25 protein-coding genes are annotated in these 26,371 nt (G+C 65.7%); 16 read left to right on the top strand and 9 right to left on the bottom strand.

What is annotated here, in order from left to right:
- Positions 1-57: 57 nt before the first annotated feature.
- The 4 genes from rpe to purH all read left to right on the top strand — a co-directional run bounded on the left by rpe (position 58) and on the right by purH (position 4,835).
- On the top strand, positions 58-720 hold the full coding sequence (gene rpe / locus ACNHGR_RS14665; RefSeq protein WP_184268752.1) for a ribulose-phosphate 3-epimerase: 663 nt from the start codon (positions 58-60) through the stop codon (positions 718-720).
- Entirely contained in the window at positions 717-2,483 is a 1,767-nt protein-coding gene (locus ACNHGR_RS14660) for a heparinase II/III family protein (RefSeq protein WP_475287034.1), read from the top strand. Before rpe ends, ACNHGR_RS14660 begins: the two co-directional genes overlap by 4 nt.
- Before the next feature lie 94 nt (positions 2,484-2,577).
- Positions 2,578-3,144, top strand: a complete 567-nt coding sequence (locus tag ACNHGR_RS14655) for a DUF1993 domain-containing protein (RefSeq protein ID WP_475287032.1) — start codon at positions 2,578-2,580, stop codon at positions 3,142-3,144.
- 101 nt (positions 3,145-3,245) lie between these two features.
- Entirely contained in the window at positions 3,246-4,835 is a 1,590-nt protein-coding gene (purH, locus tag ACNHGR_RS14650) for a bifunctional phosphoribosylaminoimidazolecarboxamide formyltransferase/IMP cyclohydrolase (RefSeq protein WP_475287030.1), read from the top strand.
- A 135-nt stretch (positions 4,836-4,970) separates the two neighbouring features.
- On the opposite strand, the gene ACNHGR_RS14645 is transcribed toward purH, so the two are convergent.
- Positions 4,971-5,684, bottom strand: a complete 714-nt coding sequence (locus ACNHGR_RS14645; protein ID WP_475287028.1) for a hypothetical protein — start codon at positions 5,682-5,684, stop codon at positions 4,971-4,973.
- Positions 5,685-5,948: 264 nt separating this feature from the next.
- Between ACNHGR_RS14645 and ACNHGR_RS14640 the strand changes: the two genes are divergently transcribed.
- The 4 genes from ACNHGR_RS14640 to ACNHGR_RS14625 all read left to right on the top strand — a co-directional run bounded on the left by ACNHGR_RS14640 (position 5,949) and on the right by ACNHGR_RS14625 (position 10,134).
- Positions 5,949-6,281: a UrcA family protein gene (locus ACNHGR_RS14640; RefSeq protein ID WP_184268742.1), complete on the top strand. Its 333-nt coding sequence runs from the start codon at positions 5,949-5,951 to the stop codon at positions 6,279-6,281.
- Positions 6,282-6,459: 178 nt separating this feature from the next.
- The gene (locus ACNHGR_RS14635; RefSeq protein ID WP_475287026.1) at positions 6,460-7,995 is read left to right on the top strand and encodes an NAD(P)/FAD-dependent oxidoreductase; all 1,536 of its coding nucleotides are present in this window, start codon (positions 6,460-6,462) and stop codon (positions 7,993-7,995) included.
- 5 nt (positions 7,996-8,000) lie between these two features.
- Entirely contained in the window at positions 8,001-8,399 is a 399-nt protein-coding gene (locus tag ACNHGR_RS14630; protein ID WP_475287024.1) for a GtrA family protein, read from the top strand.
- On the top strand, positions 8,377-10,134 hold the full coding sequence (locus ACNHGR_RS14625) for a hypothetical protein (protein ID WP_475287022.1): 1,758 nt from the start codon (positions 8,377-8,379) through the stop codon (positions 10,132-10,134). The genes ACNHGR_RS14630 and ACNHGR_RS14625 overlap by 23 nt, the downstream gene beginning before the upstream one ends.
- Here the strand turns inward: ACNHGR_RS14625 and msrB are convergent.
- From msrB to ACNHGR_RS14610, 3 genes are read right to left on the bottom strand one after another with little or no spacing between them, the layout of a single operon-like run.
- Entirely contained in the window at positions 10,121-10,597 is a 477-nt protein-coding gene (gene msrB, locus ACNHGR_RS14620) for a peptide-methionine (R)-S-oxide reductase MsrB (RefSeq protein WP_184268732.1), read from the bottom strand. The genes ACNHGR_RS14625 and msrB overlap by 14 nt on opposite strands.
- 19 nt (positions 10,598-10,616) lie before the next feature.
- Positions 10,617-11,807 (bottom strand): ABC transporter permease, encoded by a 1,191-nt coding sequence (locus ACNHGR_RS14615; RefSeq protein WP_475287019.1) that lies wholly within the window; start codon positions 11,805-11,807, stop codon positions 10,617-10,619.
- A complete protein-coding gene (locus ACNHGR_RS14610; protein WP_475287017.1) occupies positions 11,804-12,781 on the bottom strand; it encodes an ABC transporter ATP-binding protein in 978 nt (325 codons plus the stop codon). The genes ACNHGR_RS14615 and ACNHGR_RS14610 overlap by 4 nt, the downstream gene beginning before the upstream one ends.
- A gap of 58 nt (positions 12,782-12,839) precedes the next feature.
- On the opposite strand from ACNHGR_RS14610, the gene queG reads away from it, so the two are divergent.
- From queG to ACNHGR_RS14575, 7 genes are all read left to right on the top strand, one after another.
- Positions 12,840-13,865 (top strand): tRNA epoxyqueuosine(34) reductase QueG, encoded by a 1,026-nt coding sequence (gene queG / locus ACNHGR_RS14605; RefSeq protein ID WP_475288440.1) that lies wholly within the window; start codon positions 12,840-12,842, stop codon positions 13,863-13,865.
- A 219-nt stretch (positions 13,866-14,084) separates the two neighbouring features.
- Complete coding sequence (gene recQ, locus ACNHGR_RS14600; protein WP_475287015.1) at positions 14,085-15,860, top strand: DNA helicase RecQ; 1,776 nt, start codon at positions 14,085-14,087, stop codon at positions 15,858-15,860.
- 218 nt (positions 15,861-16,078) lie between these two features.
- Entirely contained in the window at positions 16,079-16,507 is a 429-nt protein-coding gene (locus tag ACNHGR_RS14595; RefSeq protein WP_475287013.1) for a protein tyrosine phosphatase family protein, read from the top strand.
- Positions 16,508-16,702: 195 nt separating this feature from the next.
- The gene (fumC, locus tag ACNHGR_RS14590) at positions 16,703-18,088 is read left to right on the top strand and encodes a class II fumarate hydratase (protein ID WP_475287011.1); all 1,386 of its coding nucleotides are present in this window, start codon (positions 16,703-16,705) and stop codon (positions 18,086-18,088) included.
- Between the two features lie 49 nt (positions 18,089-18,137).
- Positions 18,138-18,482 (top strand): hypothetical protein, encoded by a 345-nt coding sequence (locus ACNHGR_RS14585; RefSeq protein WP_184268722.1) that lies wholly within the window; start codon positions 18,138-18,140, stop codon positions 18,480-18,482.
- 64 nt (positions 18,483-18,546) lie between these two features.
- A complete protein-coding gene (gene gmk / locus ACNHGR_RS14580; RefSeq protein WP_184268721.1) occupies positions 18,547-19,212 on the top strand; it encodes a guanylate kinase in 666 nt (221 codons plus the stop codon).
- A gap of 33 nt (positions 19,213-19,245) precedes the next feature.
- Positions 19,246-20,313: a glycosyltransferase gene (locus ACNHGR_RS14575; protein ID WP_475287008.1), complete on the top strand. Its 1,068-nt coding sequence runs from the start codon at positions 19,246-19,248 to the stop codon at positions 20,311-20,313.
- Between the two features lie 16 nt (positions 20,314-20,329).
- Here the strand turns inward: ACNHGR_RS14575 and ACNHGR_RS14570 are convergent, their stop codons facing one another.
- From ACNHGR_RS14570 to ACNHGR_RS14555, 4 genes are all read right to left on the bottom strand, one after another.
- The gene (locus ACNHGR_RS14570; RefSeq protein ID WP_475287007.1) at positions 20,330-21,394 is read right to left on the bottom strand and encodes a class I SAM-dependent methyltransferase; all 1,065 of its coding nucleotides are present in this window, start codon (positions 21,392-21,394) and stop codon (positions 20,330-20,332) included.
- Positions 21,384-22,250 (bottom strand): prolipoprotein diacylglyceryl transferase, encoded by an 867-nt coding sequence (lgt, locus tag ACNHGR_RS14565; protein ID WP_184268716.1) that lies wholly within the window; start codon positions 22,248-22,250, stop codon positions 21,384-21,386. Before lgt ends, ACNHGR_RS14570 begins: the two co-directional genes overlap by 11 nt.
- 364 nt (positions 22,251-22,614) lie before the next feature.
- A complete protein-coding gene (locus tag ACNHGR_RS14560) occupies positions 22,615-22,989 on the bottom strand; it encodes a hypothetical protein (RefSeq protein ID WP_184268714.1) in 375 nt (124 codons plus the stop codon).
- Positions 22,986-23,645, bottom strand: a complete 660-nt coding sequence (locus ACNHGR_RS14555; RefSeq protein WP_475287004.1) for an EI24 domain-containing protein — start codon at positions 23,643-23,645, stop codon at positions 22,986-22,988. Before ACNHGR_RS14555 ends, ACNHGR_RS14560 begins: the two co-directional genes overlap by 4 nt.
- Positions 23,646-23,757: 112 nt before the next feature.
- On the opposite strand from ACNHGR_RS14555, the gene ACNHGR_RS14550 reads away from it, so the two are divergent.
- Positions 23,758-24,759 carry an adenosine kinase gene (locus tag ACNHGR_RS14550; RefSeq protein ID WP_475287002.1) on the top strand — a complete coding sequence of 334 codons (1,002 nt, stop codon included), beginning with the start codon at positions 23,758-23,760 and terminating at the stop codon, positions 24,757-24,759.
- Positions 24,760-24,816: 57 nt separating this feature from the next.
- Here ACNHGR_RS14550 and ACNHGR_RS14545 read toward each other — a convergent pair whose 3' ends face one another.
- A complete protein-coding gene (locus ACNHGR_RS14545) occupies positions 24,817-26,337 on the bottom strand; it encodes a lipopolysaccharide biosynthesis protein (protein WP_184268708.1) in 1,521 nt (506 codons plus the stop codon).
- Positions 26,338-26,371 lie beyond the last annotated feature (34 nt).

The following is a 26,371-nucleotide window of genomic DNA, read 5'->3' as shown; positions in this document are numbered from 1 at the left end:
AATCGCCTGAAAATGTCCGTTGCCCTGCGCCCCGGCGGTGACTAAGGCGAACGGTTAATGACCCGTCCTATTCTCATCTCGCCCTCCATCCTCTCCGCTGACTTTGCCCGTCTGGGCGAGGAGGTCCGCGCCATCGACGCAGCCGGTTGCGACTGGGTGCATATCGACGTGATGGATGGGCATTTCGTGCCCAATATCACCATCGGCCCCGCCGTGGTGAAGGCGCTGCGTCCGCACACGCAAAAGACGTTCGACGTCCATCTGATGATTTCGCCGGTGGACCTGTATCTGGACGCCTTTGCTTCGGCGGGCGCGGACATCATCACCGTCCATCCCGAAGCCGGGCCGCACATCCACCGCACCGTCCAGCATATCAAGTCGCTGGGCGTGAAGGCGGGCGTGGTGCTGAACCCCGGCACCCCGGCCAAGATGCTCGATTATCTGATGGACGATGTCGACCTGATCCTGGTGATGAGCGTCAATCCCGGCTTCGGCGGGCAGAGCTTCATCGAGAATCAGCTGCGCAAGATCGAGGCGATCCGCAAGATGATCGACAAGACCGGGCGCGACATCCACCTCCAGGTCGATGGCGGCATCGATTTCACGACCGCACCCAAGGCGATCGCGGCGGGCGCCGACGTGCTGGTCGCCGGCACCGCCACCTTCCGCGGCGGGCCCGATGCCTATGCCGACAATATCCGGAAGCTGCGGGGCGGGTGAGCGAGCCGCGGCGCATCTCCCCCCGCTCCGCGCCCGACACCGCCCCGGCGGCGGCAGACGACAGCATAGAGCAGGGCAAGCGGCTCATCCGCGTCGCGGATGACAAGGGGCTGTCGCTGGCCCAGCGCATCGCCAATCAATTTTATCTGCTGAGCTGGAAGACGCCGATCCACGGCCGCAAGCTCAAGGGCAAATATCCGCTCAAGTTGCTGGCCGTGCCGGACGATGCGATGCCGGGCGACGGCCGCGCCGGTGCCGCCATGCGGGCAGGCTATTTCCTGTTCCGGGGACAGAAGCTGCCGATCGACGCGCTGGATTTCGCGCGACTGTCGGTCAGCCCTGCCTTTGCCGACTATCTGCACAGCTTCCGCTGGCTGCGCGACCTGTCCAGCGCGGCCTCGCGCGAACAGGGCGCGCCGATCGCCGAGGCCGTGATGCGCAAATGGCTGGCGACCCATCATGAAACGCCCAGCGAGCCGGCATGGCGCGCGGACAATGCCGGCTGGCGCCTGCTGTTCTGGACCGCTCATGCGCCGCTGATCCTCTCGTCCAGCGACCTGGTCTATCGCTCGCTGGTCCTGAACTGCATCGCCCGCACGGCCCGCCATCTGGACCGCAGCGCCGACAAGGCGCCGATGGGCCTGCCCCGGCTGGTCGGCTGGTGCGGCATCGTCGCGGCATCGCTGCTGATCCCCGGCGGCAACGCCCGCAAGCTGTTCGGCGAAGCGGGGCTGAAGCGCGCGATCGACAGCGGCTTCCACCCCGATGGCGGCATCGTGTCGCGATCCCCGCTGGCGCAGATGGAGGCGGTGATGCTGCTGTCCATGGTGCAGGCCGTCTATGATGTCCGCCGCGAAGCGCCGCCGGCCTGCCTGACCGATGGCCTTGCCCGCGCGGTGCCGGCGCTGCTGGGCCTTACCCATGGCGATGGCGGCCTTGGCAGCTGGCAGGGTGCCGGCGCGATCGACCCGCAGATGGTTGCCGCGGTCGTCGCCGCCAGCCGGGTCCGTGCCCGGCCGCTGCGGCAGGCGCGCGACTGGGGCTATCAGCGGATCAGTGGCGGCGCGACCATCGTGCAGATCGACGCCGCCCCGCCGCCGGTCGCCCGTCTCGCCGAAGCGGGCTGCGCCTCCACCGGCGCGATCGAGATCAGCGACGGGCCGCTGCGCCTGATCGTCAATTGCGGCGGCGCCGCGCTGGAAGGCGCATGGATACCGCGCGATCTGGCGCAGGGGCTGCGCACTACAGCGGCGCACAGTACGCTGGTGCTCAATGACAGCAATTCGACCGCCCTGCTGGCCGACGGCACGCTGGGCAAGGGCGTGACCGAGGTGGAACTCAATCGGCAGGAACTGGACAATGGCAGCCGGCTGGACCTGTCCCATGACGGCTATGTCCGGCGCATGGGCTATGTCCACCGCCGCCTGCTGCTGATGAGCGGCGACGGCAAGGAAATTCGCGGCGAGGATATGCTGACCCCGGCCGAGCGGCGGCGCAAACCCGGCAAGCAGCCGGTGCAGTTGCGCTTCCATCTGGCGCCGGGCGTGGAGCCGACGCTGACCGCCGATAATATGGGCGCGCTGCTGCGCATCGACCTCGGGCCGCTCTGGCAGTTCCGCGCCGGCGCGGGTGCGCTGAGCGTCGAGGACAGCCTGTGGGTCGATGGCGATGGCCGCCCCCACCCTACCCGGCAGTTGGTCGTGACCGCAGAGGCGTTGCCCGGCGGATCGAGCATCGGCTGGATTTTCAAGCGGATGAACTGACGGCCCGGGCTGTTGGCCGCAATTGACGATGGCATCGGGCGGCTACACGGCTTACCAGTCGCGCGGTTCCGGTCCTTGCGAGAAAGCCCCGCTTATGTCCCTGACGTCCCTCCTCGTCCCCACCTATCGCCAGATGCTTGCAGCGCTGTCGTCCTGGCTTGAAAAGGCGCAGGCGCAAAAGGCCGGGTCCGAGGCTGATGCCCTGCTGTCGGCGCGGCTGGCGCCCGACATGTTCCCGCTGGCGACCCAGATCCGCTTCGCCTGCGTGCAGGCATGGGAAGGGGTCCATCGCCTACAGGACATGGACCTGCCTCCGCAGGTTCAGGCCTTGCTGGACGAAGGGCGGCAGGCCGGCGATCATCCCGGCACGATCGCCGACGCCCGCGCGCGCATCGCCGAGACGATCGCCCTGCTGGACGGCATCGCCGCCGACGCGCTCGACAGGGACGGGGCGCAGCCGCTCGCCCATGCCCTGCCCAACGGCATGATCTTCGACCTGACGGCGGACGGTTACGCCCGCGACTGGACGCTGCCGCAATTCTACTTCCATGTGATGACCGCCTATACCATCCTGCGCAAGGAAGGCGTCGCGCTGGGCAAGGCGGATTATGTGGCGCACATGCTGCCCCATCTGCGTCCGGGCACGATACCGGCGGGATAGGCGCGGGATAGACAAGGCTAGGGCTGTATTTTTCCTTCATCTGGCACTAAGGGGCTGGCGCAAAGTCGTCCTGCCCTTTGCCTGTAGAAAGCCCTGTCCCCATGACTGACGTCACCATCAAGCGCGCCCTCCTGTCCGTATCCGACAAGTCGGGCCTTATCGAACTGGGTCAGGCGCTGGGCAAACATGGCGTCGAACTGGTGTCGACCGGCGGAACGGCCAAGGCGCTGCGCGAAGCGGGCCTTGAGGTGAAGGATATTTCCGACCTCACCGGCTTCCCCGAAATGATGGACGGCCGCGTCAAGACGCTGCACCCCAAGGTGCATGGCGGCCTGCTCGCCGTACGCAACAATCCTGAGCATGTGGCGTCGATGAACGAGCATGCAATCGGCGCGATCGATCTCGTGGTCGTGAACCTCTATCCCTTCGCCGCGACGGTAGCCAAGGGCGCCGACCGCGACGAGATCATCGAGAATATCGATATCGGCGGCCCGTCCATGGTCCGTTCCGCTGCCAAGAATCATGAGAGCGTCGCGATCGTCACCGATCCGGCCGACTATGCCCGGCTGATCGAAGAAATGGCCGCAAAAGCCGGCGCGACCAGCTATGACTTCCGCCGGATGCTGGCCGCGAAGGCCTATGCCGCCACCGCCGCCTATGATTCGATGATCGCAAGCTGGTTCGCCTTCGCCGATCAGGGCGTGATGTTCCCCGAAACGCTGGCCGTGTCGAGCAAGCTGGGCACCACGCTGCGCTATGGTGAGAACCCGCACCAGTCGGCCGCGCTCTACTTGCCTGTCGGTCCTTCGGCGAAGGGCATTGCGCAGGCCGAGCAGATTCAGGGCAAGGAACTGTCCTACAACAATTATAACGACGCCGACGCCGCGCTGGAGCTGGTCAGCGAATTCCGCGACGGCCCGCCGACCGTAGTGATCGTCAAGCACGCCAATCCCTGCGGCGTGGCCACCGGCGAGACGCTGATCGAAGCCTATGAAGCCGCGCTTGCCTGCGACAGCGTGTCGGCATTCGGCGGCATCATCGCCGTCAACCGCCCGCTCGACGGCCCCACCGCCGAAGCGATCAGCGGCATCTTCACCGAAGTCGTCGCCGCGCCGGGCGCGGACGAGGAAGCGAAGGCGATCTTCGCCAAGAAGAAGAATCTGCGCCTGCTGCTGACCGGCGACCTGCCCGATCCGGCCCGTCCCGGCCTCCAGATCAAGAGCATCGCCGGCGGCCTGCTGGTCCAGAGCCGCGACAATGGCCAGGTAACCCAGGATGCCCTGAAGGTCGTGACCAAGCGCGCGCCGACCGAGCAGGAATTGAAGGACTGCCTGTTTGCCTGGACCGTGGCCAAGCATGTGAAGTCCAACGCCATCGTCTATGCCAAGGATGGCAGCACGGCGGGCGTCGGCGCGGGCCAGATGAACCGCCTCGAATCCGCGCGCATCGCCGCGTGGAAGGCGAAGGACGCCGCCGAAAAGGCCGGCTGGGCCACGCCGCGCACGATCGGCTCTGCGGTCGCCTCCGACGCGTTCTTCCCCTTTGCCGACGGCCTGCTGGCGGCGGTGGAAGCCGGCGCGACGGCGGTGATCCAGCCGGGCGGCTCGATCCGCGACGAAGACGTCATCGCGGCGGCCGACGAAGCGGGTCTGGCGATGGTCTTCACCGGCATGCGGCACTTCCGCCACTAAGGTTCCGGCGCCGCTGATAGACGCGGGATAGTCATCACATCGTCATTGCGAGCGCAGCGAGGCAATCCATGGGCGCACCAGTGGATTGCTTCGCTGCGCTCGCAATGACGAATTGAGTTATAGCCGGATCAGACGTCAGCGCGGCCTTGCCCTGAGCCAGGCCGCGCAGGCGTCATCCCCGGTGCCCATGCCATCCGGGTCGGTTCCGGCGAGGCCGCCGTTGCAGGGGTAGTCAGGATCGGAATAGCTGTGCCAGTCGTACCGCCGCGGCAAGAAATCAGCCGGGCCATAAGCGAGAGCCAGCCGATGCACATCACGGGTAAGTTGCGACAAGGGATTATCTGATCCCCTTTCACCTGCATTCGCCGTCATGGAACCGATCTTCCCCTTGTGGACCTGCTCAAACTTCAGGCCTGTGCCATCCGTCATCCCGAATCGTCGGCCGCGCCAGTTTGGCAACCTGTCATTGAAAGACTGAATGGCGTCGCGATAATCCTCCTCCGGCACATAAAATGCGCGACGCTCCACCCCAATCAGTTTGCCCTTGTTATCTGTCGCACTGCGCCAAACCTCTACGGCGATCATGCCGCATGGCCGATTCATATCGGCTTCGTGAAACTCGACATCCCGCCACATCATCAGACAACCCGCCGGCTGCGGCGTAAAGTCCAGCACATAGTCGTAAAGGCCAAAGGACGGCGCGACCTGCAACCGCATGGCGCCGTCCTGCGTCAGTGCCGGTAGTTTTAGCTTGGCTCTTTCAACGACATAGCTGTCCTTGAGCGGCCCATCGACATAGTGGCCCGTCCGCTTCGGCCCGCCCAGCATCTCCACCAGCCAGTCCGGCATGGCGCCGTAGGAACAGCCTGCCAACATCGGCAGCAGGAGCAGGGCGGGCAGGAGGCGGGTCAGACGCATGGTCCTGCATCCCGCGACGGCCCGGTCGGGGTCAAGCGCCAAAGCCCTTCGCACCTGCAAAAATCGCGGAAAACCGCCATTTTTTATGAAGTGGCCTCTTTTCAACCCCGCCGGGCGCGCCTATTTAGACAGGCGACCCTACTTCCACGGCAGACGTGGGGCGAACAATAAAAACATGTTCGACAGGAGAATAGGATGACCAAGAAGACGCTGGTGGCGCTGGCCGCCACGATGGCCCTTGCGCTGCCCGGCGTGGCGAGCGCCGGCAGCAACGACATGGATGTGGTGGTGGACGGCCATGCCGGCACCGAAACCCGCAGCATCGCCGTATCGGTGGCCGACCTCAACCTCGCCAGCACCAGCGGCATGCGCCGCGCCGATTCCCGCCTCGTCCGCGCCTCCAAGCAGGTGTGCGGCTGGGTGAACGGATCGGTCCTGCCGATCACCGACGATTATCGCGCCTGCTATGGCAGCGCGATCGACGGCGCGCGCAGCGACCTCAACACCCTGGCGCAGCGCCTGAGCTAACCCTCCGCGCTGCCATACGCCTTCCCCGCACGAAGGGGAACTGCAGGGGGCCGTTCCACCACCGTGGGGCGGCCCTTTGCCGTCATGGCAGGCATCATGCTTACCACCTGTTAACCACTCCTTAGAGGATTTCCTTCAGTTCCGGAGGGACGAAATATCTCTCGGGGAACAGCCTGCCATGCCGCGTACCGATCACAGCGTCGACGTTGCCATCATCGGCGCCGGCCCGGCGGGTCTGACCGCCGCCTATCTGCTGACAAAGCAGGGACTTAACGTGACGGTGATCGAGAAAGACCCGGTCTATGTCGGCGGCATCAGCCGCACGGTGGAACTGGACGGCTTCCGATTCGACATTGGCGGGCACCGATTCTTCTCCAAGTCGCAGCAGGTGGTGGACCTGTGGAACGAGATATTGCCCGACGACTTCATCCAGCGTCCGCGGATGAGCCGCATCTATTATGAGGGCAAATTCTACAGCTATCCGCTGCGCGCGTTCGAGGCGCTGTGGAACCTCGGCATCTGGCGCTCGACGCTGTGCATGGCGAGTTTCGCCAAGGCGAAGCTGTTCCCGAACCGCAATGTTCGCTCCTTTCAGGACTGGACCGTCAACGCCTTTGGCCACAAGCTCTTCTCCATCTTCTTCAAGACCTATACGGAGAAGGTCTGGGGCATGCCCTGCAACGAAATGTCGGCCGACTGGGCGGCGCAGCGGATCAAGGGCCTGTCGCTCTGGGGCGCCGTGACTGATGGCCTCAAGCGTTCGCTCGGCCTCAACAAGAAGCCCAATGACGGCATGGCGACCAAGACGCTGCTGGAGACGTTCCGCTATCCCCGCCTTGGCCCCGGCATGATGTGGGAGGCCGCGCGCGACAAAGTGCGCGAAGGCGGCAACCAGATATTGATGGCGCACAGCTTCAAGCGGCTGGAAGAGGATAAGGCGAACGACCGGTGGCGGCTGATCGCGACCGGGCCGGACGGCGATGTCATAATCGACGCCGCCCATGTCATTTCGTCGGCGCCGATGCGCGAACTGGCCGGCCGCATCCATCCGCTGCCCGACAGCCTGCCGCAGGCGATGGACCTGAAATATCGCGACTTCCTGACCGTGGCGCTGATGGTGAAGGGGGAGGATATCTTTCCCGACAACTGGATCTACATCCATGACAGCAAGGTGCAGGTCGGCCGTATCCAGAATTTCCGTAGCTGGTCGCCCGAAATGGTGCCTGATCCCTCGCTTGCTTGCGTGGGCCTCGAATATTTCTGTTTCGAGGGCGATGGCCTTTGGTCGGCGTCCGATGCGGATCTGATCGCGCTCGCCACCCGCGAAATGGGCCAGCTTGGCCTCTGCAAGGCGGACGATGTCGTCGGCGGCGCAGTGGTGCGGCAGGAAAAGGCCTATCCGGTCTATGACGACGACTATGCCGCCAATGTGCTGGCGATGCGCAGCGAACTGGAAGCGCGCTATCCCACGCTCCATCTGGTCGGCCGCAACGGCATGCACCGCTATAATAATCAGGACCATGCGATGATGACGGCGATGCTGACCGCGCGCAACATCGTCGCGGGCGCGCGCATCCATGACGTGTGGCAGGTCAATGAGGATGCCGAATATCATGAGGCCGGCGATGAGGGCCAAAATGCGGGAACTGATGCCGATACGCAGGCCGCCTTGTCGAGCGTGCGCGCGGTCCCATCGCGGCTGAAGGCCGCCTGACGCCCATGGCGGCGCGGATCGGCGCGCTGCTGGCCCGGCTGATGTTCGCCCGCTATCTGCTGGCCAGCATCGCTGCGCTGGCATGCGACTTCGCCACCTTCCTGATATTGTACCATGGCGGCGCCGCGCCGATGATCGCCGCGCTGGGGGGCTATCTGGTCGGCCTGATCGTCCATTGGGTGATTTCCGTCCGCTTTGTCTTCGATATGGGCAGCGGCCCGACCCATGTGCAGCGCATCGGCTTCGTTGTCAGCGCCGCGATCGGCATGGGCATCACCATGGCACTGGTCGGCGCGTTGAGCGCGGTTGGTGTCGCGCCGGCGATCGCCAAGCTGCTGTCGGTGCCGGTCAGCTTCCTCTCCGTCTATGCGATCCGCAAATATGGCCTATTTGGCAAAGCCTGACGCGCCGCGCGCCGCGCTGTGGGCGCTGCTGCTATGGCTGCTGTGCAGCATGGCGATGCTGTGGCTGTTCCGGGCCGACCTGCCGACGCTGGGTTTTCGCGATCCTGATGACGCGATGCGGCTGGCGCAGGTGCGCGACTGGATCGGCGGACAGGCTTTTTGGGACGTCAGCCAGCATCGGGTGTACCCGCCGGTCGGCGGCCCGATGCACTGGTCGCGGATCGTGGACATGCCGATCGCGGCGCTGATGCTGCTGCTCACGCCGATGATCGGCGCGGCGGGCGCCGAACTGGTCGCGTGCGCCACCGTGCCGATGCTGCTGCTGGGCGGACTGACCGCTGCCCTGTTCGTCGCCGCGCGCCGGATTGCGGGCAGCGGCATCGCCCTGCTGGCCGTGGTGCTGCTGCTGACCAGCCCCAGCATATTGGTGCAATTCACGCCGCTGCGGATCGACCATCATGGCTGGCAGATCATGCTGGCCGCGCTGGCGCTGTGCGGCGCGATCGACAGTCGGCCGCTGCGTGGCGGGATCGTCACGGGCCTTGCCCTCGCCCTCTGGCTCCAGATTTCGAGTGAAGCGCTGCCCTATGGCGCGCTGTTTGCCGCTACCTTCGCGCTGCGCCACTGGCATGCGCGCGATCAGGCGCCGCGCTTCATCGGCTTTGCGCTGACATTGGGCGGCGCTGCCCTGCTGCTGCTCGCCCTGCTGCGCGGGCCGCAGGCACTGTTGGCGCGCCAGTGCGATGCGCTGTCCTTCGTCTATCTCTGGCCGCTGGTCGCGCTCGCGCTGGCGACCGCGCTCGCAGTGCAATTGATCGGCACCACGACCGCCCGACCCCGCTTCCTGATCGCCGCGATCGGCGGCGGGGCGGCGATCGCGACTTTCCTCGTCACGGGCGGGCCGTGCCTGTCGGGCGATCCCTTCGCCGCGCTCGGCCCGGTCGCCTACCGACTCTGGTATCTGCAAGTGATGGAAGGCCGGCCGATCTGGGAACAGAGCCTGTCCTTGCAGGGGGTGATTCTGCTGCCCCCGCTGCTCGGCCTCACAGCCAGCCTGATGGCCGCGCGCGAAGCCCATGCCGAAGCGCGGATGCGCTGGCTGACTTTGCTCCTGCTGCTGGCCGGCGCGACGGCGGTGTCGATGCTGGTGATGCGGGCGCTGTCGGTCGCCCATGTCTTTGCTCTGCCCGGCATCGCCTGGCTGCTGCTGCGCCTGTTCCGTGGGTCGCAGGCATCGCATATGGCGCTGGTGCGTGTGCTGGGATCGGTCGCGCTAGTGCTGCTGACGCCGGCCGGACTATGCGCCGCCTGGGTGGCGGTCGCGGCCAAGCCCGAACCCGCCAAGGCCGCCAGCGCCAATTGCCGCGCCGCGTCCGTGCTGGCGCCGCTCAAGGCTTTGCCGACGAGCATAGTGTTCGCCCCGCTCGATCTTGGCCCCGATATCCTCGTCCAGACGCGCCACAGCGTCATCGGCACTGCCCATCATCGCAACGCGGCCGGCATCACCGCCGTGATCGAGGGCTTTGTCGACGCACCCGATCAGGCCCGCATCATCATCGGCCAGACCAGCGCCCGCTATGTCGTCACCTGCGACGGGCTGACCGAATATCGCCTCTATGGGCAGGAAAATGACAAGGGGCTGGCGGCGCAACTGGCGCAGGGCAAGGCGCCCGGCTGGCTCGACCCCGTGCCCGTGAAGGCGCCGCTGCGTATCTGGCGGATCAGGCCGGAATGAAGCGCAGCGCCACGCCGTTCATGCAATAACGCTTGCCGGTCGGGCGCGGCCCATCGTCGAAGACATGGCCCAGATGCCCGCCACAACGGGCGCAATGCACCTCGGTGCGGATTTCACCCAGGCCAAGGTCGCGGCTGGTGCCCACCCCGCCGGGCAGTGCCGCCCAGAAGCTCGGCCAACCGGTGCCGCTGTCGAACTTGGTTTTCGAACTGAACAATTTCTGGTCGCAACCGGTACAGGCGAAAGTGCCGGCGCGATGTTCGCGGTTCAAGGGACTGGAGCCGGGAAACTCGGTCGCCTGCTGGCGCAGCACCTTATAGGCCCAGGGGCTGAGCCGCTTCTTCCACTCCGCATCGCTGAGCGCAAAGGGATAGGCCGCCTCCGCCCGTTCCGGCATCATCTGCCAGAGCGCGATTCCCACGGCGCCGGTCATGACGCCACCCAGAAAATGCCGCCTATCCATGACGGGCGCCATAGCGGGTTCAGCCTGTCGCGGGCCTGAACAACCGCTTCCACCAGCGGCCGCCCGACTGCATCACATGGCGTCGGAACAGCAGCACGCCGACCCGGATGATGAGCGCCACGAACGCCGCCTGCCAGATGAGTGCCACCAGATGCGGCCACACCGCCCCGTCCTGCGCCGCGCGCGCGATCATGGCGAAGGGAGAACTGAACGGGAAAATGCAGGCGGCGACCTCCGCCGGCGATCCCATATGGTCGACCGCGTAGCTGGCGAAGAAGAAGATCAGCATCTGCGCCATGGTGATCGGCATATTGAGCGTCTGCACTTCGCGCACCGTGGCCGCCTGCGCGCCGATCCCCAGGAACAGCGAACCGAGCAGCGTATAGGCCATGGCGAAATAGAGCACCGCCAGCAGCAGGAACAGTGGCCAGCCCACCGCCGGCGCCGGCAGCGGTCCGCCCCCGCCATGCAGCGCCAGGAAGATGGCGAAGGCCGTGCCGCCCCAGAAGGCGATGCCGACGAAACTCATCGCCAGCATGGCCATCAGCTTGCCCAGGAAGATCGCATCGATCGGCACGGCGGCGGCCAATATCTCGATGATCTTGTTCGTCTTTTCCTCGACCAGATTGGACAGGATCATGCCCGCCAGCAGGATGGTGAGGAAGAACATTACCACCTGCGCCACCCGGCCGATCAGCAATCTCGCCTGCGCCTGCGCGCCAAGGCTGGTGGTCACTTCCTGCCGATCGACGGTCACGAAAGTCAGTGTCCGTTCGGCCAGCGCGGCAGTGGACAGCAGGCTGATATCGCCCTGCAACCGGTCCAGATCCTCCACCTTGCCGGTCAGCACCGGATGGCGCAGCGTCCCCGACAGGATCGCCACCACCGCCGAATCCGGCCGGGCCAGTTGAATGCGCGGCGCGGGCGCGGATGGGACCGGGCGCAGGCGCGGCAACGTCTGGTCCCCCATCCGATCGGCCAGCCGGTCATGCGCCCGCAGCAGCGCGGCGCTGTCTGCCGCCGACATGGCGACACCGACGATCGGGCGCAGGTCGGTGCTGCTGATCTTGTCACCCAGCCCGCCAAAGGCGAAGCCGATCAGGATCGGCAGCAAGGGGCCAAGCAGGAAGAGGATGAAGGTGCGGGACAGCACGACGGCGGTGAAATCCCGTCGGGCGATGACATAGGCGGCGCGCCACAGGGCGGTCATGCGTCCACCTCCGCCGCATCGTCCTGCCCCATCTGGCTGGCCACCGCCGCGCCCGCGATCGCGACGAAGGCGTCATGCAGGCCCGGCCGCTCGATCGACAGGCTTTCGATCCCCGCCTGCCCGTCCAGCAAGGCCCGCAGCAATGGCTCTATCCCCTCGTCGGGCAGGGCGAAATGCCATGCCCCCTCTTCCGCCATGGTGTCGGCCGGCAACGCCCGGCGCCATGCGCCATCGCTGATGCGGGTGCGCAGCCGCACCTGCGGCCGCAGCCGGTCGCGTGCCTCTCCGGGCGTGCCTTCGAACCGGATGCGCCCGCCCGCGACGATGGCGATCCGCTCGCACAGCCGTTCGGCATGGGCGATGACATGGGTGGAAAAGAGGATGGTGACGCCATTGCGGGCCTGCTCGCGGATCAGTGCTTCCAGCTTCTCCTGATTGATCGCGTCGAGGCCGGAAAAAGGCTCGTCCAGCACGATCAGGCGCGGTTCGTGGACGATGGTGCCGAACAATTGCACCGTCTGGGCCATGCCCTTGGACAGTTGGCGGATCGGTTTTTCGATCGACGCCCCCATGCCGTGCCGGTCGAGCATCGCCTTCGCCCGCTCGCGCCCGATCTTCAGCGGCAGGCCGCGCAGTGCGCCCATGAAGGCGATCGCCTCATAGGCTTTCATCGAGGGGTAGAGGCCGCGTTCTTCGGGCAGATAGCCCACCGCACGCGCCATGCGCAGCGGCTGCGCCTCGCCCAGCAGGATGCGATGCCCCTCGTCCGGGTCGATGATGCCGAGCAAGGTGCGCAGCAGCGTCGTCTTGCCCGCGCCATTGGGGCCGAGCACGCCATAGATGGCGCCCGCCGGCACTGCGATGTCGATGCCGTCAACCGCGCGGAAACTGCCGAATGTCTTGACAAGCCCATGCCCCTCGACGGCATAGGCCGGGATGGAGGCGGGGGATGAGGCCGTTATGTCGCCGATCATCCCGCCCTGATAGTCTGGACCCGTGCCCGTGCCTATAGAAACCTTGGAACCCCAAAGCCTGGAACAGGGCCTGAAGGCGGAGGCCGCGCGGCTGGGCTTTGCCGCCTGCCGCATCGCGCCCGCCGATGTCGCACCCAAAACCGGGGAAAGGCTGCGCCAATGGCTCGACGCGGGCCATCATGGCGACATGCTGTGGATGGAGGATCGGGCCGAGCAACGCGGATCGCCCAAGGGGCTGTGGCCCGATGTGCGCAGCGTCATCATGCTGGGGATGAGCTATGCGCCGGGGCGCGATCCGCTGGCACTCGCGGAGGTGCCCGACCGGGCGCGCTTTTCCGTCTACGCGCAGGGCAAGGATTATCATGACGTCGTCAAGAAGGCACTGAAGGCACTGGCCCGCTGGCTGGTGGAGCAGCAGCCCGGCGCGCTGAAGGTGTTCGTGGATACAGCGCCCGTGATGGAAAAGCCGCTGGCACAGGGCGCCGGCCTTGGCTGGCAGGGCAAGCATAGCAATCTCGTCAGCCGCGACCATGGCAGCTGGCTGTTCCTGGGCGCCATCTATACCGAAATGGCGCTGGCGCCCGACAGCGGCGAGCGCGACCATTGCGGCAGTTGCAGCGCCTGCCTGAACGCCTGCCCGACCGACGCCTTCCCCTCTCCCTATGTGGTCGATGCGCGGCGCTGCATCTCCTACCTCACCATCGAACATAAGGGACCGATCCCGGAGGATTTGCGCACAGGGATCGGCAACCGCGTCTATGGCTGCGATGATTGCCTGTCGGTCTGTCCGTGGAACAAGTTCGCCGACCATGCGGCAGCGAACAAGGCGTTCATCGGCCGGGCGGAACTGGCCGCGCCGGCGATCGGCGACCTGCTCGACCTGGACGATGCGACCTTCCGCGAGATTTTCTCCGGATCGCCGATCAAGCGCATCGGCCGCAACCGCATGGTCCGCAACGCAGCGATCGCGGCGGGCAATAGCGGCGACCCCCGGTTGCTGGCACGGCTGGAGGCGCTGGTGGCGGATGAAGATCCGGTCGTGGCGGAAGCGGCGACCTGGGCGATCGGGCAATTGTCAGCCTAGAGGGAGATGATTTTGCATTGAACCGTCATCGCGAGCGAAGCGTGGCGATCCACTGACGCGCCCTTGGATCGCTACGCTTCGCTCGCGATGACGCAGTGAGTCTGTCTCAAATCATCAGACTCTGAGCTGGCGGGCGAGTGTCAGCAGCGGTTTCTTTTGTTTTCCCCATTGTTGAAGTCGCCTGTTCCAGCCGGGTTCAGAATGCTCTAAGGCCGCCCGATGGCGCGCGACATCCCCACGCTTCTCCACGATATTTTCGGTTTCACCGCCTTTCGCGGCGTGCAGGAACAGGTGGTGGGCCGCGTCATGGCGGGGCGGCCGACGCTGGCGATCATGCCCACCGGCGCGGGCAAGTCGCTCTGCTATCAATTACCCGCCGCCGCGCTCGACGGCTGCTGCATCGTCGTGTCGCCGCTGATTGCATTGATGCACGACCAGTTGCGCGCCGCCAATGCGGTGGGCCTGCGCGCCGCCAGCCTGACCAGCGTCGATGCCGACTGGCGCGAGACGCAGGACCGGCTGCGTAACGGTGATCTCGACCTGCTCTATGTCGCGCCCGAACGCGCCAGTCAGGAACCGTTCCGCAATCTGCTGCGCGCTGCGAAGGTCGCCCTCTTCGCCATCGACGAAGCCCATTGCGTGTCCGAATGGGGCCATGATTTCCGCCCCGACTATCGCCTGCTGCGCCCGCTGCTGGACGAATTTCCCGATGTTCCCCGGCTGGCGCTCACCGCCACCGCCGACGCGCATACGCGCAAGGATATTCTCGTCCAGCTCGGCATTCCCGACGACGGCCTCATCATCTCCGGCTTCGACCGGCCCAATATCCGCTATGCCGTGCATCCGCGCGACGGCCTGACCCGGCAACTGGCCGATCTGGTGGCGGCCAATCCCGGCCCCGGCGTCGTCTATGCCCAGACCCGCGCCGCGACCGAAAAGCTGGCCGAGACGCTGGGGCGGGGCGGCCGGGCCGTGCGCGCCTATCATGCCGGCATGGACCCGGCCCAGCGCGCCGCCAACCAGGCCGCCTTCATCGCCAGCGAAGATATGGTGATGGTGGCCACCGTCGCCTTCGGCATGGGGATCGACAAGCCCGACGTGCGCTTCGTCGCCCATGCCGGCCTGCCCAAGTCGATCGAGGGCTATTATCAGGAATCGGGCCGCGCCGGCCGCGACGGCGAACCGGCGGTCGCCCATCTCTTCTGGGGGGCGGAGGATTTCGCCCGCGCCCGCATGCGCATCGCCGAGCTGGAACCGGCCCGGCAACAGGGCGAGCGCGCCCGCATCGCGGCGCTTGGTGCCCTGGTGGAAACGGCGACCTGCCGCCGCGCCATCCTGCTCCGCCATTTTGGCGAAGACCCGCCGCCATCCTGCGGCAATTGCGACAATTGCCTGTCGCCCCCGGCCAGCGTCGACGCGACCGAGACGGCGCGCAAATATCTCTCCGCCGTCTATCGCACCGGCCAGAGCTTCGGCGCCGGCCATATCGAGGCGGTGCTGACCGGCGCGCCCAACGACAAGATCCGCGAGCGCGGCCATGATCGCATTTCCGTCCATGGCATCGTCGCGGGCGATGAGGTCGCGCTGCTGCGCCCCGTCTCGCGCGCGCTGCTGGTGCGCGACGCGCTGGAAACGACGGAACATGGCGGGCTGATGCTCGGCCCCAATGCCCGGCCGATCCTGCGCGGGGAGGAAGAGGTGCGCATCCTGATGCCGCCCAAGCGGGAGCGGCGCGGCAAGCGCAGCGCCCGCAATGGCGCCGACGCCAACCCGGTCGGCGATCCGCTGTTCGACGCCCTGCGCGCCTGCCGCCGCGAACTGGCGCAGGAGGCCGGGGTGCCGCCCTATGTCATCTTCCATGATTCGACCCTGCGCGAAATGGCCGAGCAGCGTCCGTCCAGCATCCGCGAGATGAGCCATATCAGCGGCATCGGCCAGAAGAAGCTGGATGCCTGGGGCGACGCCTTCCTCGCCGCGATCCGCCCCTATCTCTGACCTTTCCTGTCCTATCGGCGCTGCGCCTGCTAAGATCATCGGGTCGATCCGCCCCGTTGAAAGAATATGTCGGCAATAGGATATATAATGTCGAAACATGCGGGAAATGTGCGAAGTTAAGCCCGGCATTTCCTATCCTGCGGCGCTCTGGCAACGCCAAATATCTTGAAACTGCTCCCCGCCCGGCGCATGGCTCGGCCCAAGAAGGAGATCATCCCATGTTCCGCAAGCTGACCGACCGCATCCTCGTATCCCCGCAGATCAGCGTCGAGCAGGTGGCGGAAGCCAAGGCGCAGGGCGTCACCCTCATCATCAACAATCGCCCCGATGACGAGGAACCCGGCCAGATCAACGGCGCGGCGATCGAGGCGGCGGCGCAGGCGGCGGGCATCGCCTATATGGCCGTGCCGGTCGCCCATGGCGGCTTTGCCCCCTGGCAGCTGGACGGGATGGCGCAGGCGCTGGAACAGGCCGGGGATGGCAAGCTGCTGGCCTATTGCCGCTCGGGCACGCGCAGCACGCTCCTGTGGGCGCTGACCCGTGCCCGCGTCGGCGACAATGGCGACGTGCTGGCCGCGCAGGCGGCCGCGGCCGGCTATGACATCGCCCCGGTCCGGCAGATCATGGACGCGCTGGCCGGCCAGTAAGGCCGCGCTCAAGCCTTCCGATCCCCCGCGCGAGACAGACATGGCTCCTGCCCCGCCCGGCGGGACGGGGCAATGCCGTGTTGCGCCCATTTTCGAGCGCCTTTTCCGCCGATATAATCAAGCCTTGGATTTCCCGGTCCCGCCCCTACATGGGAAGCAGATTTGCGATTGATTCTTAACTGGGAGTCCTTCTGAATGTCCGCTACCCGTATCGAAACCGACAGCATCGGCGCCATCGACGTGCCGGCCGACGCCTATTGGGGTGCGCAGACGCAGCGCAGCATTGAAAATTTCCCCTTTGGCGATACGGAACGCATGCCGATCGGCATCGTCCATGCACAGGCGATCGTGAAGCAGGCGGCCGCGCGGGTGAATGGCAAACATGGGCTGGACGGCCAGATCGTCACCGCCATCGAGGATGCGGCGCAAACCATCGTGTCGGGCCGGCTGGACAACCAGTTCCCCCTCGTCATCTGGCAGACCGGTTCGGGCACCCAGACCAACATGAACGTCAACGAAGTGATTGCCGGCTTCGCCAACGAGCAGCTGGCCGGCACGCGCGGCGGCAAGGCGCCGGTGCATCCCAACGACCATGTGAATATGAGCCAGTCGTCCAACGACAGCTTCCCGACCGCGCTGCATGTCGCGACGGTGATCGCCACCCGCGACCGGCTGATCCCCGCGCTGGAAAGGCTGACGAGCGCGCTGACCGCCAAGGCGCAGGCCTGGAGTCATATCGTCAAGATCGGCCGTACCCACACCCAGGATGCGACGCCGCTGACGCTGGGGCAGGAATTTTCCGGCTATGCGGCGCAGCTTATCAGCGGCCGGGCGCGGATAGAGGGCGCGCTCAATGGCAATATCCGCAAGCTGGCGATCGGCGGCACGGCGGTCGGCACCGGGCTCAATGCGCCCGACGGCTGGGCGGAGGATATGGTCGCGGCGATCAGCGACATTGCCGGCACCGATTTTGAAAGCGCGCCCAACAAGTTCGAGCAGCTGGCGGCCAAGGATGGCCTCGTCTTCTTCTCCGGCGCCCTCAATACGCTGGCGGTATCGCTGACCAAGATCGCCAATGATATCCGTTTCCTGGGGTCCGGCCCGCGCTCGGGTCTGGGCGAACTGGACCTGCCCGCCAATGAACCGGGCAGCTCGATCATGCCGGGCAAGGTCAACCCGACCCAGTGCGAATCGCTGACCATGGTGGCGGCGCAGGTGATCGGCAATCATCAGGCGGTGACCGTCGGCGGCATGCAGGGACATTTCGAACTCAATGTGTTCATGCCGCTGATCGGCGCCAATGTGCTGCGCTCCATCCATCTGCTCAGCGTCGGCATGGAAAGCTTCGCCGAACGCTGTGTCGACGGGTTGCAGGCCAATGAAGCGCGGATCGCCGAACTGGTCGACCGGTCGCTGATGCTGGTGACGGCGCTGGCGCCTGAGATCGGCTACGACAATGCCGCCGCCATCGCCAAACATGCGCACAAGAAGGGGCAGACGCTGAAGCAGGCCGGGCTTGAACTCGGGCTGGTCGATGAAGCGACCTTCGACCGGCTGGTGCGTCCGGAAAATATGGTCTGATCCAGATCAACATGGCGGAACCGGCGGGGCTGCGGTACATTAACCCTCTATGAAGAGGAAAGCCCCGCTCCCCGCCGCACCGCTGGTGACGATCCGCCCGCCGAAAAAGGCCGGGCTGCTCCGAAAGGCGGCGCGTGTCGGGGCCACCGTGGTCGCGGCACGGGTTGCCGCAGCGACCGGCAAGAAGGGCGTGTTCGGCCTGATCGCCGGGGCCGGGGCCAAGCGGATCATCATGCGCTATCCCGCTGGCGCGCTGTTCGTTACCGGCGCCTATATGGCCGGCAAATTATATGAGGCGAAGCGGGAGGTCGACCGGAAAAAGGCGACCAAGCTGCTGCCGGACAAGAGCAGCGAGCCCATCCCGATAGAAAGCGCCCGCAAGGCCCAGGGATAGCTGACGAGCGGCGCAACGGGGACAGCCCCCTTGCAAAAGCGCGGCAGTGGAGGCACTAGCGGCCATGGCCGACAGCATTCCTACCGAAACTCCCGACTTCAAGCGCCGCGGCGTGCTCTTCGTGTTGTCCTCGCCCTCCGGCGCGGGTAAGTCCACCATCGCGCGCAAGCTGCTGGCCGCCGAATCCGATCTTTCCATGTCGGTATCGGCCACGACCCGACCGATGCGGCCGGGCGAGGTCGACGGCAAGGATTATCATTTCGTCGATCTGGAAGAGTTTCGCCGCATGACGGCGGATCATGAATTTCTGGAATGGGCGCATGTCTTTGGCCAGCGCTATGGCACGCCCCGCGCGCCCGTCGAAGCGATGCTGAAATCGGGCAAGGACGTGCTGTTCGACATCGACTGGCAGGGTGCGCAGCAATTGCACCAGATTGCCGGTGGCGACGTCGTCCGCATCTTCATCCTGCCGCCGTCGATGGAGGAGCTTGAACGCCGCCTGCGCGGACGCGCGACCGACAGCAACGAAGTCATCGAAGGCCGCATGGCCCGCGCCGCCGGCGAGATCGCCCATTGGGACGGCTATGATTATGTGCTGTGCAATGTCGATGCGGAGGATTGTTTCCAGCGCGTCCAGACCATCCTGCACGCCGAACGGATGAAGCGCAGCCGCCAGACCGGCCTCATCGGCTTCATCCGCAGGCTCGGCCGCTACCATCAGGAAGACTGAGCATAGTCGTGCCGCAGGGTTCAGGGGAACCGCATGCCGATAGACCCTGAAACCCCGATAGACCCTGAAACCGTCGTCAGCGGCAGCCTGCTAAGCCGCCGCTATCCGGTCTATGCGGTGGGTCTTAGCAATGCGCCCCTCGCGGCCAGCATGTTGAGCGTGCCGGCGTTCATGGATACGCCGCTCCGCCATGTCTTCCTGATGAACCCGATGTGGTCGCTGGGACCGGGCGGATTTTCCCAGCGGGTGATCGCAGCGGTGAATGCGGCGGTAACCGCCTTTTCGCACCATGCTTATGTACTGCTGGTCAACGACCCCTCCGACTTCGCGGTTCGCGACCTCCTTCACCCATCCATCTCGCTTTATGCCTGCGGCGAACATGCGCTGGCCGACCCGGACAAGTTCAGGCAGGCCGATATCCGACCGGCTACCAGAATCGGGTGGCCGCGACGGCGCAAGCCGGTGGGACCGGCGACAACAGCCGCTTTCGACGCCGTCTACATCGCCGGGCACCAACCCTATAAACGGATCGAACTGGCATCGAAGATCGCGTCGCTCTGCCTGATTTCCATCGGCATTACCGGCGAAACGGTGGAACGGATGCGCGCGGTGCAGCCGGGGCTATTCTGCCCGAACATAAGCGACGGTGCCTATCGCTGGCTGGGCGTGGAAGACGTCGCGCAGCATCTGCGGGATGCGCATTGCGGACTGATCCTGTCCGAACGCGAAGGACAGAACCGCGCGACGATCGAATATCTGCTGTCGGGTCTGCCGGTGGTAACGACGATGAACAGCGGCGGCCGCGACCGTTATCTGACGCCGGCCAATTCCGTCTATGTCGAGGCGGACGCTGATGCCGTGGCCGAAGCCGTAGCCTATCTCCGCAACGCCGCACCGGACCGCCAGCAGATCGCGGCGGCGGCGCGGGCCGCGGTGGAAGGGGATTTTGCCCGGCTTTGTCATATTGTGGACCGCACGCTGGCGCGGTTCGGCCTGCCGAGCGCGGACATCGCGAAAGGCGAGGTGCCGCATCATGGCTTTTCCCGCCTGGTGGGTCTGGCAGACCTGATCGACCAGCGTGACCGCCTGTTCCTGGCCTGAGTCCGCAATCGCAGAATCAGGCGGCGAACCCCGCCGGGTCGGCCCAGTCGGGATGAGTCCAGGCCATCGCCTTGAACAATGTGCCCATTTCCCCCTCGTCGGTCAGGCGATGACGCGCGGCTTCCACTTCGGCGGCGCGGGCCGGCGCGGTGGCGGCAAGCTGGGCGGCACGGGCATCGATGCCCAGTTGTTGCAGGAACGCCCCCTGCCCCACCGGGCCATGGACCCGCAGCCCCGCCTGCCGCGCCATATTGCCCAGCACCGTGAAGTCCACATGGGTGGTCAGGTCCACCTCGCCCGGATCGGCGAAGGGATCGACAAATTGATGCGCCTTGACCGCCTGTAGCGTGTCGCCGAGCGCCGGACCTTCATAACCATAGTCGATCAGGATCACCGCGCCGCCCTGTTTGGCGATGCGGTGGGCAAGGGCATAGGCAATGCCGGCGCCAACGATGGGTGATTCGAGAATCGCGCCTTCGGGTGCCTCAACGGCGAGCGGAGGAAGGCCCGATTCGATCCGGCGGTAACCCGGCACGGCGAGGAAGCGCCCCTCAGCCTCTCGGCTGACGACGACCCGTTCGCGCCATTCATCCCCGACGCGGATGCATTGGCGTACGGGCAGCGCATCGAAAAATTCATTGGCGACGACCAGCAGCGGACCGGTGTCCGGCAGGTCGTCGATATTGTCATGATGGACGACGTTAGGCAGCAAGGCCCGTTGCCGGTCGCGCAGGGTGGGGCTGGTTTCGACCAGATGCAGCTTGGGCGCCAGCGCGGCGCGTTCCATGGCGCGGATCGCGTCCGACGCCAGCGTGCCGCGGCCCGGCCCCAGTTCGACATAGGCGGGATCGGGCCGGCGACCGGAACGCATCCATATGTCGGCAAGGGCAAGCCCCACCAGTTCGCCGAACATCTGGCTGATTTCCGGCGCGGTGGTGAAATCGCCATCCGCGCCCAGCGGGTCGCGGGTGGCGTAATAATGCTGGTTCGCCTCGCCGATATAATGAGCGACCGAGATCGGCCCGCCCGAGGCGATCTGCCCGGCGAGCCGCCGGGCCAGCGCCGTCTTATCAGCTGACACTGCTGGTGCCGGCCACCGGCTCGACGCGCAGGCGACGGCCATTCGCGGTGACGATCAGGTAGAGGCCACCCAGGATCATCGGCAGGCACAGCCACTGGCCCATGTGCAGGCCGGTACGCTCGGCAAATTCCATCAGCTGAGAATCCGCCTCGCGGACATATTCGACGGCAAAGCGGAAACAGCCATAGCCGAAGACAAAGATGCCCACGAGCATGCCCGGCTTGTAGCGCGCCTTCGTCTTCCAGAATGCGAAGGCGAGGATCAGGAACAGGACGACGCCCTCCAGCGCCGCTTCGTAAAGCTGGCTGGGGTGGCGGGCGAAGGGACCGCCGGTGGGAAAGACCATCGCCCAGGGCACGTCGGTTTCCTTGCCCCACAATTCGCCATTCACGAAATTGGCGAGGCGGCCGAAAAAGAGGCCGAAAGGGACCACGCAGGCGACATAATCGTGGATGCGCAGCCAGCTGAGTTTTTCCTTGCGCGCCATGTAGAGGATGCCGAGCGATACGCCCGCTGCGCCGCCATGGAAGGACATGCCGCCATTCCACAGCTTGAAGATGTCCAGCGGATGCTGAAGAATTTCAGGCTGGTAGAAGATGACATAGGCGAGGCGTCCGCCGATGATGATGCCCAGCGTCGCATAGAAGATCATGTCGTCGGCATGCCGCCGCGCCATTGGCGATCCGGGCTGGTCGACCAGCTTGAGCAGATACCAGTAGCCGATCAGGATACCCGCCAGATAGGCGAGGCTGTACCATTTCAGCGTGAAGAAGCCCAGATCGAGGGCGACAGGGTTGAGCCCCAGATCTTTGAATTGAATGGCGCCCGAAGCGGCGGCGGCGATATCCAGGATCAAAATGGCGTCCTCTTGGGAATTGGATTGCGGGCATAGAACAAGCGGCGGGGAAGATGAAGGGGGGGGTGATGGCACGGCGCGGATTTGCTGATGGGTGACGCCTCCGGAAGCGCGGCACGGGCGCGATCCAAAGTTCACACCGTCACAGCCCCAATTTTGGCCTTTTGCGCCTGCGATGCGCGCTCGAAGCGTCCCCAACGCGCTTGCAAAGCCTCGGCTATGCCAACGCTGCGTGCAACCGGCGCGCCTGACGCAGCAGGCATCGGACAGAGATGGAACGGCAAGATCATCCAGGAGGACAGATCAGAGGAAATCCTATTAGGAAAGGCCCGTATCGCGGCGACGCAACGCCCGCAGGACCGGATTATTTCGTCTGCAACGCCGTGGCGCAGGCGGCAGGATCAACATCGGTGCCGGTCGAACTGCGCGCATCGACATGGGTGACGACCGGCTCCTTCCCCCGCGCGGGCGCATAGAGATAGGCGTCGAGAATGCAGCGACCGTTGGCGAACTGCAATTTGCGCACCGTCGTCTCGCGAATATCGAGCCGGGGCTGGCCGAACATCTGGGTCAGGCGGCGGGCGTCGGCACCCAGCAGCGGCCCCTGCTTCATGAAGGCGCTGGCCGGTGGCCCCGGCGGCGGCGCGATCGGGCGGCCCGGCGGCACCACGCTGCCCGCGCCGCAGGCGGCGAGCGGTAGGGCAAGAAGGGACGTCAGGCCCGAACGGAGGGTCTTCATGATGTCGTCTTTCGTCCCAGCAGCATGTGGACCGCCATAGCCGCGCTGAAGATCGGTGCAAGCAGGTTGACCAGCGGTACCATGAAGAGAAGCGCCGAAACAAGGCCCATGAGCCACCGGCTGCTGCGAGTGAGCGGCGGAAGGGTCGGATGGCGCGGCTCCACCATGTCGGCCATGTCGCGACCGAGCAGATAGGCATTGAGGGCGAGGAACAGTCCGATCGTGCCCACGCCCGTCACCAGCAGCAGGATATAGGCGGGCAGTGCGAGCAGGTTCCAGCCGATCGTCCGCGCAACCGAGCGGCAGGCAAAGCGCAGGCTGCGCGCCCAGCCGACCGGGCGCGCGGTGACATGAGGATAATCGTCCCGCTCGACCGCTTCGATAATATCATCGGCGAACAGGCCCATCACCGCCATCGCGGTGGCGCGAAACAGCAGCCAGCCGGACGCGATCATCAGCAGGGCGGTCGCCGTCGCCTCTCCGTAACCGCCGCCGCCCCAGCCGAAATGCAGCCGCAGCGCATGAAAGCCGAACCAGAATGCCGTCGCCAGTGCAGCGAAGAGCAGCAGGGTCAGGATCAGCGTCTTCATCAGCAGACGCAACGCAGCGCCGTGGAAAATGGAGGGAAAGGCACGAAGGGCAGCGGTCAGGACCATCGCCCTGCTATCCTACCGCCCGGCGGCGAGGTCAATCAGCCCCGTTGCATGCAGCGGACCGGACCGATAAAGGTCGTGAAATTTTATTTCCTCCAAATGACAAGGATATTGCGTGACCGCCACCGCCCCCACGCTTGACGTCGTCGCGATCGGCAACGCCATCGTCGACGTGATCGCCCGCAGCGACGATGCCTTTCTGGCGCAGCATGCGCTGACCAAGGGCGGCATGCAGCTGATCGACGCCGACATGGCCGAAACGCTCTATGCCGACATGCCCCAGGCAAAGGAAATCAGCGGCGGGTCCGCCGCCAACACGCTGGCGGGCCTGGCCGCGCTGGGCAAGAAGTGCGGCTTCATCGGCCAGGTCAATGACGACCAGCTGGGCGGGGTCTTCGCCCATGACGTCCATGCGCTCGGTATCCGCTTCGATACGCCGGTGATGCAGGGTGACGTGCCGACCGCGCGCTGCCTGATCCTGGTGACGCCGGATGCGCAGCGGACCATGAACACCTTCCTGGGCGCCTCGCAATTCCTGCCCGAAGCGGCGCTGGACCTGGGCATGATCCGGTCCGCCGGCATCCTCTATCTGGAAGGCTATCTGTGGGACCCGGCCCAGCCGCGCGCGGCGATGCGCGCGGCGATCGATGCTGCCCGTGGCGCCGGCCGCAAGGTCGCCTTCACCCTGTCCGACAATTTCGTGATCGACCGGCATCGCGCCGACTTCATCGACCTGATCGAGCAGGGGCTGATCGACATCCTCTTTTCGAACGAGGGCGAGATACAATCGCTGGCGCAGGTCGATGATTTCGACACGGCGCTGGCCCGCTTCGCCGACAAGGTCCCGGTGCTGGTGTCTACCCGCAGCGAAAAGGGTGCGGTCGCCATCGTCGATGGCTTGCGCCATGAAGCGCCGGCGGCCCCGGTTGCGCAGATCATCGACACGACGGGTGCGGGCGACCTCTTCGCCGCCGGCTTCCTGGCCGCCCATATCGACGGGCGCAGCGTTGAAGATGCGCTGGCGCTGGGCGCAGCAGCAGCAGCCGAGGTCATTTCCCACTGGGGTGCACGGCCGGAAGAGGATCTGGGCGTGATCCGCGACGCGCTGTTCGCCTGATCCGCGCCTGTCAGAAGGCAGAAAGGCCCGTCTCTCCGGTAAGAGGCGGGCCTTTTTCTATGCCGGTTTCTGCTTGCGGAAGAGCGCCCGGTCGTCGGAGCCGAAGCCCCAGCGCCAGATGACCAGGCCATAGGCGCCCAATATCGCCCAGACCCCGACGGCAAGCTCGACCCATTCGAAACGGGCCGGCAGGGCGACGAAGCCGGCGCCGACGATGCAGGCGACGCCCGCCGCGCTCAGCAGCGGCCAGCGCCAGGCATTGACCGGCGCATCGAGCAGGCGGGACAGCAGCCGTGCCTTGACGAACGCGCTCACCCCCAGCGCCAGGCAGAGCGCCAGCGCGGGCGCCGCGGCGATCCACATGTCATCCAGTTTCATGTCACGACCCAGCAGGATGAGGGCGAAGCTGAAGGCGGCCTGCAAGCCGATCATGACCAGCGAGATCATGAGATTCCTGTGCCGGGCGATATAGACCAGCGCCGATTCGCTGACGACGGCGGTAGCGGCAACCACTTCGGCCAGCAGCAGGAAGGCGAGCGCACCGGTGCCACCGACGAAATGCGGGCCGACCAGACCCATCACCGCTTCGCCGGGGATGCCGAGCGCCAGCGCGATCCCGGCCTGTGCAGCGATGATCCAGAAACCGACCTGACTGACCTGTCTGGCGATGGCAGCGAGGTTGTTCTCCGCCAGATTACGGGTGATGACCGGACCGAGGATCGGGTCGAAGCTGGTCTTGAGCTTCTGCGGCAGCGAGGCGACCTGCTGCGCGACATAATAGATGCCGATCACCGCCGGGCTGACGAACAGGCCGAGAATCGCCATGTCGAGCCGGCGCGACCCCCATTCGACGCCGTCGGCCGCCGCCAGTGGAAGATTGCGCCGGGCCAGGCGCCACAGCCGGCGCGGATCGGGGCGCCAGCCACTAGGCAGGCCATAATGGCGCAGCATCGGGATGATCGACGCGACCAGCGCGGCGATCATCGAGACGGCATAGGAGAGGATCAGGCCATCGCGCTTCGAATAGAAAGCAAAGGCGAAGGCGCCGATGCTGATCGCCCAGGGCTCGATGATCGACCGTGCCCGGACGGTCGCGCCGACATCGAAGCGATAGGCACAGGCGGCCAGCGCCACGTCCGATCCCGCCACACCGATCACCACCAGCGCCAGCAGCCGGTCCAGCCCGTTGATATTGCTGTTGGGGAACATCGCCTGCGGGAAGGCGATCAGGATCGCCGAACCAAACAGCGCCGCCAGCAGAGTCACGACCATCGCGTCGGTCACGACATGATTATGCGGCCGCTCCGTCTGGGCCAGTGCGCCGGCAAGGCCGCGCTTCAGGCCCAACGTCGCAATCTGGGCGACGAATTCGACCACCAGCACGGCATAGGCGAAACGGCCCAGCGCTTCGGCGCCATACCAGCGGCCGGCGATGAACAGGAAGGGCAGGCGCGCGGCCAGCCGCAGCAGGAAGCCAAAGATATTGGTTCGCCCGCCCTTGGCCAGAGCGGCGATATCATCCTGATCCTTGGATGGAGACGCCTCTGTCGCCAACGAACTATGAACCCCTTGTGTCATTCTCTGTTGCTATATCTGTTTGTTGTAGGCGCAA

Source organism: Sphingobium sp. RS1, from assembly GCF_056156825.1.
The sequence above is the reverse complement of the archived record's forward strand: the minus strand, read 5'-3'. Positions and strand labels throughout refer to the sequence as shown.

Bases quoted from the DNA above. Each gene is read 5' to 3' on its own strand.
- ACNHGR_RS14585 (WP_184268722.1), top strand. From the start codon at position 18,138: ATGAAGAGGAAAGCCCCGCTCCCCGCCGCACCGCTGGTGACGATCCGC.
- gmk (WP_184268721.1), top strand. From the start codon at position 18,547: ATGGCCGACAGCATTCCTACCGAAACTCCCGACTTCAAGCGCCGCGGC.
- purH (WP_475287030.1), top strand. From the start codon at position 3,246: ATGACTGACGTCACCATCAAGCGCGCCCTCCTGTCCGTATCCGACAAG.
- msrB (WP_184268732.1), bottom strand. From the start codon at position 10,597: ATGGATAGGCGGCATTTTCTGGGTGGCGTCATGACCGGCGCCGTGGGA.
- recQ (WP_475287015.1), top strand. From the start codon at position 14,085: ATGGCGCGCGACATCCCCACGCTTCTCCACGATATTTTCGGTTTCACC.
- ACNHGR_RS14560 (WP_184268714.1), bottom strand. From the start codon at position 22,989: ATGAAGACCCTCCGTTCGGGCCTGACGTCCCTTCTTGCCCTACCGCTC.
- ACNHGR_RS14635 (WP_475287026.1), top strand. From the start codon at position 6,460: ATGCCGCGTACCGATCACAGCGTCGACGTTGCCATCATCGGCGCCGGC.
- ACNHGR_RS14655 (WP_475287032.1), top strand. From the start codon at position 2,578: ATGTCCCTGACGTCCCTCCTCGTCCCCACCTATCGCCAGATGCTTGCA.
- ACNHGR_RS14595 (WP_475287013.1), top strand. From the start codon at position 16,079: ATGTTCCGCAAGCTGACCGACCGCATCCTCGTATCCCCGCAGATCAGC.
- ACNHGR_RS14645 (WP_475287028.1), bottom strand. From the start codon at position 5,684: ATGCCGGACTGGCTGGTGGAGATGCTGGGCGGGCCGAAGCGGACGGGC.
- rpe (WP_184268752.1), top strand. From the start codon at position 58: ATGACCCGTCCTATTCTCATCTCGCCCTCCATCCTCTCCGCTGACTTT.
- ACNHGR_RS14610 (WP_475287017.1), bottom strand. From the start codon at position 12,781: ATGATCGGCGACATAACGGCCTCATCCCCCGCCTCCATCCCGGCCTAT.
- ACNHGR_RS14640 (WP_184268742.1), top strand. From the start codon at position 5,949: ATGACCAAGAAGACGCTGGTGGCGCTGGCCGCCACGATGGCCCTTGCG.
- ACNHGR_RS14555 (WP_475287004.1), bottom strand. From the start codon at position 23,645: ATGGTCCTGACCGCTGCCCTTCGTGCCTTTCCCTCCATTTTCCACGGC.
- ACNHGR_RS14625 (WP_475287022.1), top strand. From the start codon at position 8,377: ATGGCCTATTTGGCAAAGCCTGACGCGCCGCGCGCCGCGCTGTGGGCG.
- ACNHGR_RS14630 (WP_475287024.1), top strand. From the start codon at position 8,001: ATGGCGGCGCGGATCGGCGCGCTGCTGGCCCGGCTGATGTTCGCCCGC.
- fumC (WP_475287011.1), top strand. From the start codon at position 16,703: ATGTCCGCTACCCGTATCGAAACCGACAGCATCGGCGCCATCGACGTG.
- ACNHGR_RS14575 (WP_475287008.1), top strand. From the start codon at position 19,246: ATGCCGATAGACCCTGAAACCCCGATAGACCCTGAAACCGTCGTCAGC.
- ACNHGR_RS14615 (WP_475287019.1), bottom strand. From the start codon at position 11,807: ATGACCGCCCTGTGGCGCGCCGCCTATGTCATCGCCCGACGGGATTTC.
- ACNHGR_RS14545 (WP_184268708.1), bottom strand. From the start codon at position 26,337: ATGACACAAGGGGTTCATAGTTCGTTGGCGACAGAGGCGTCTCCATCC.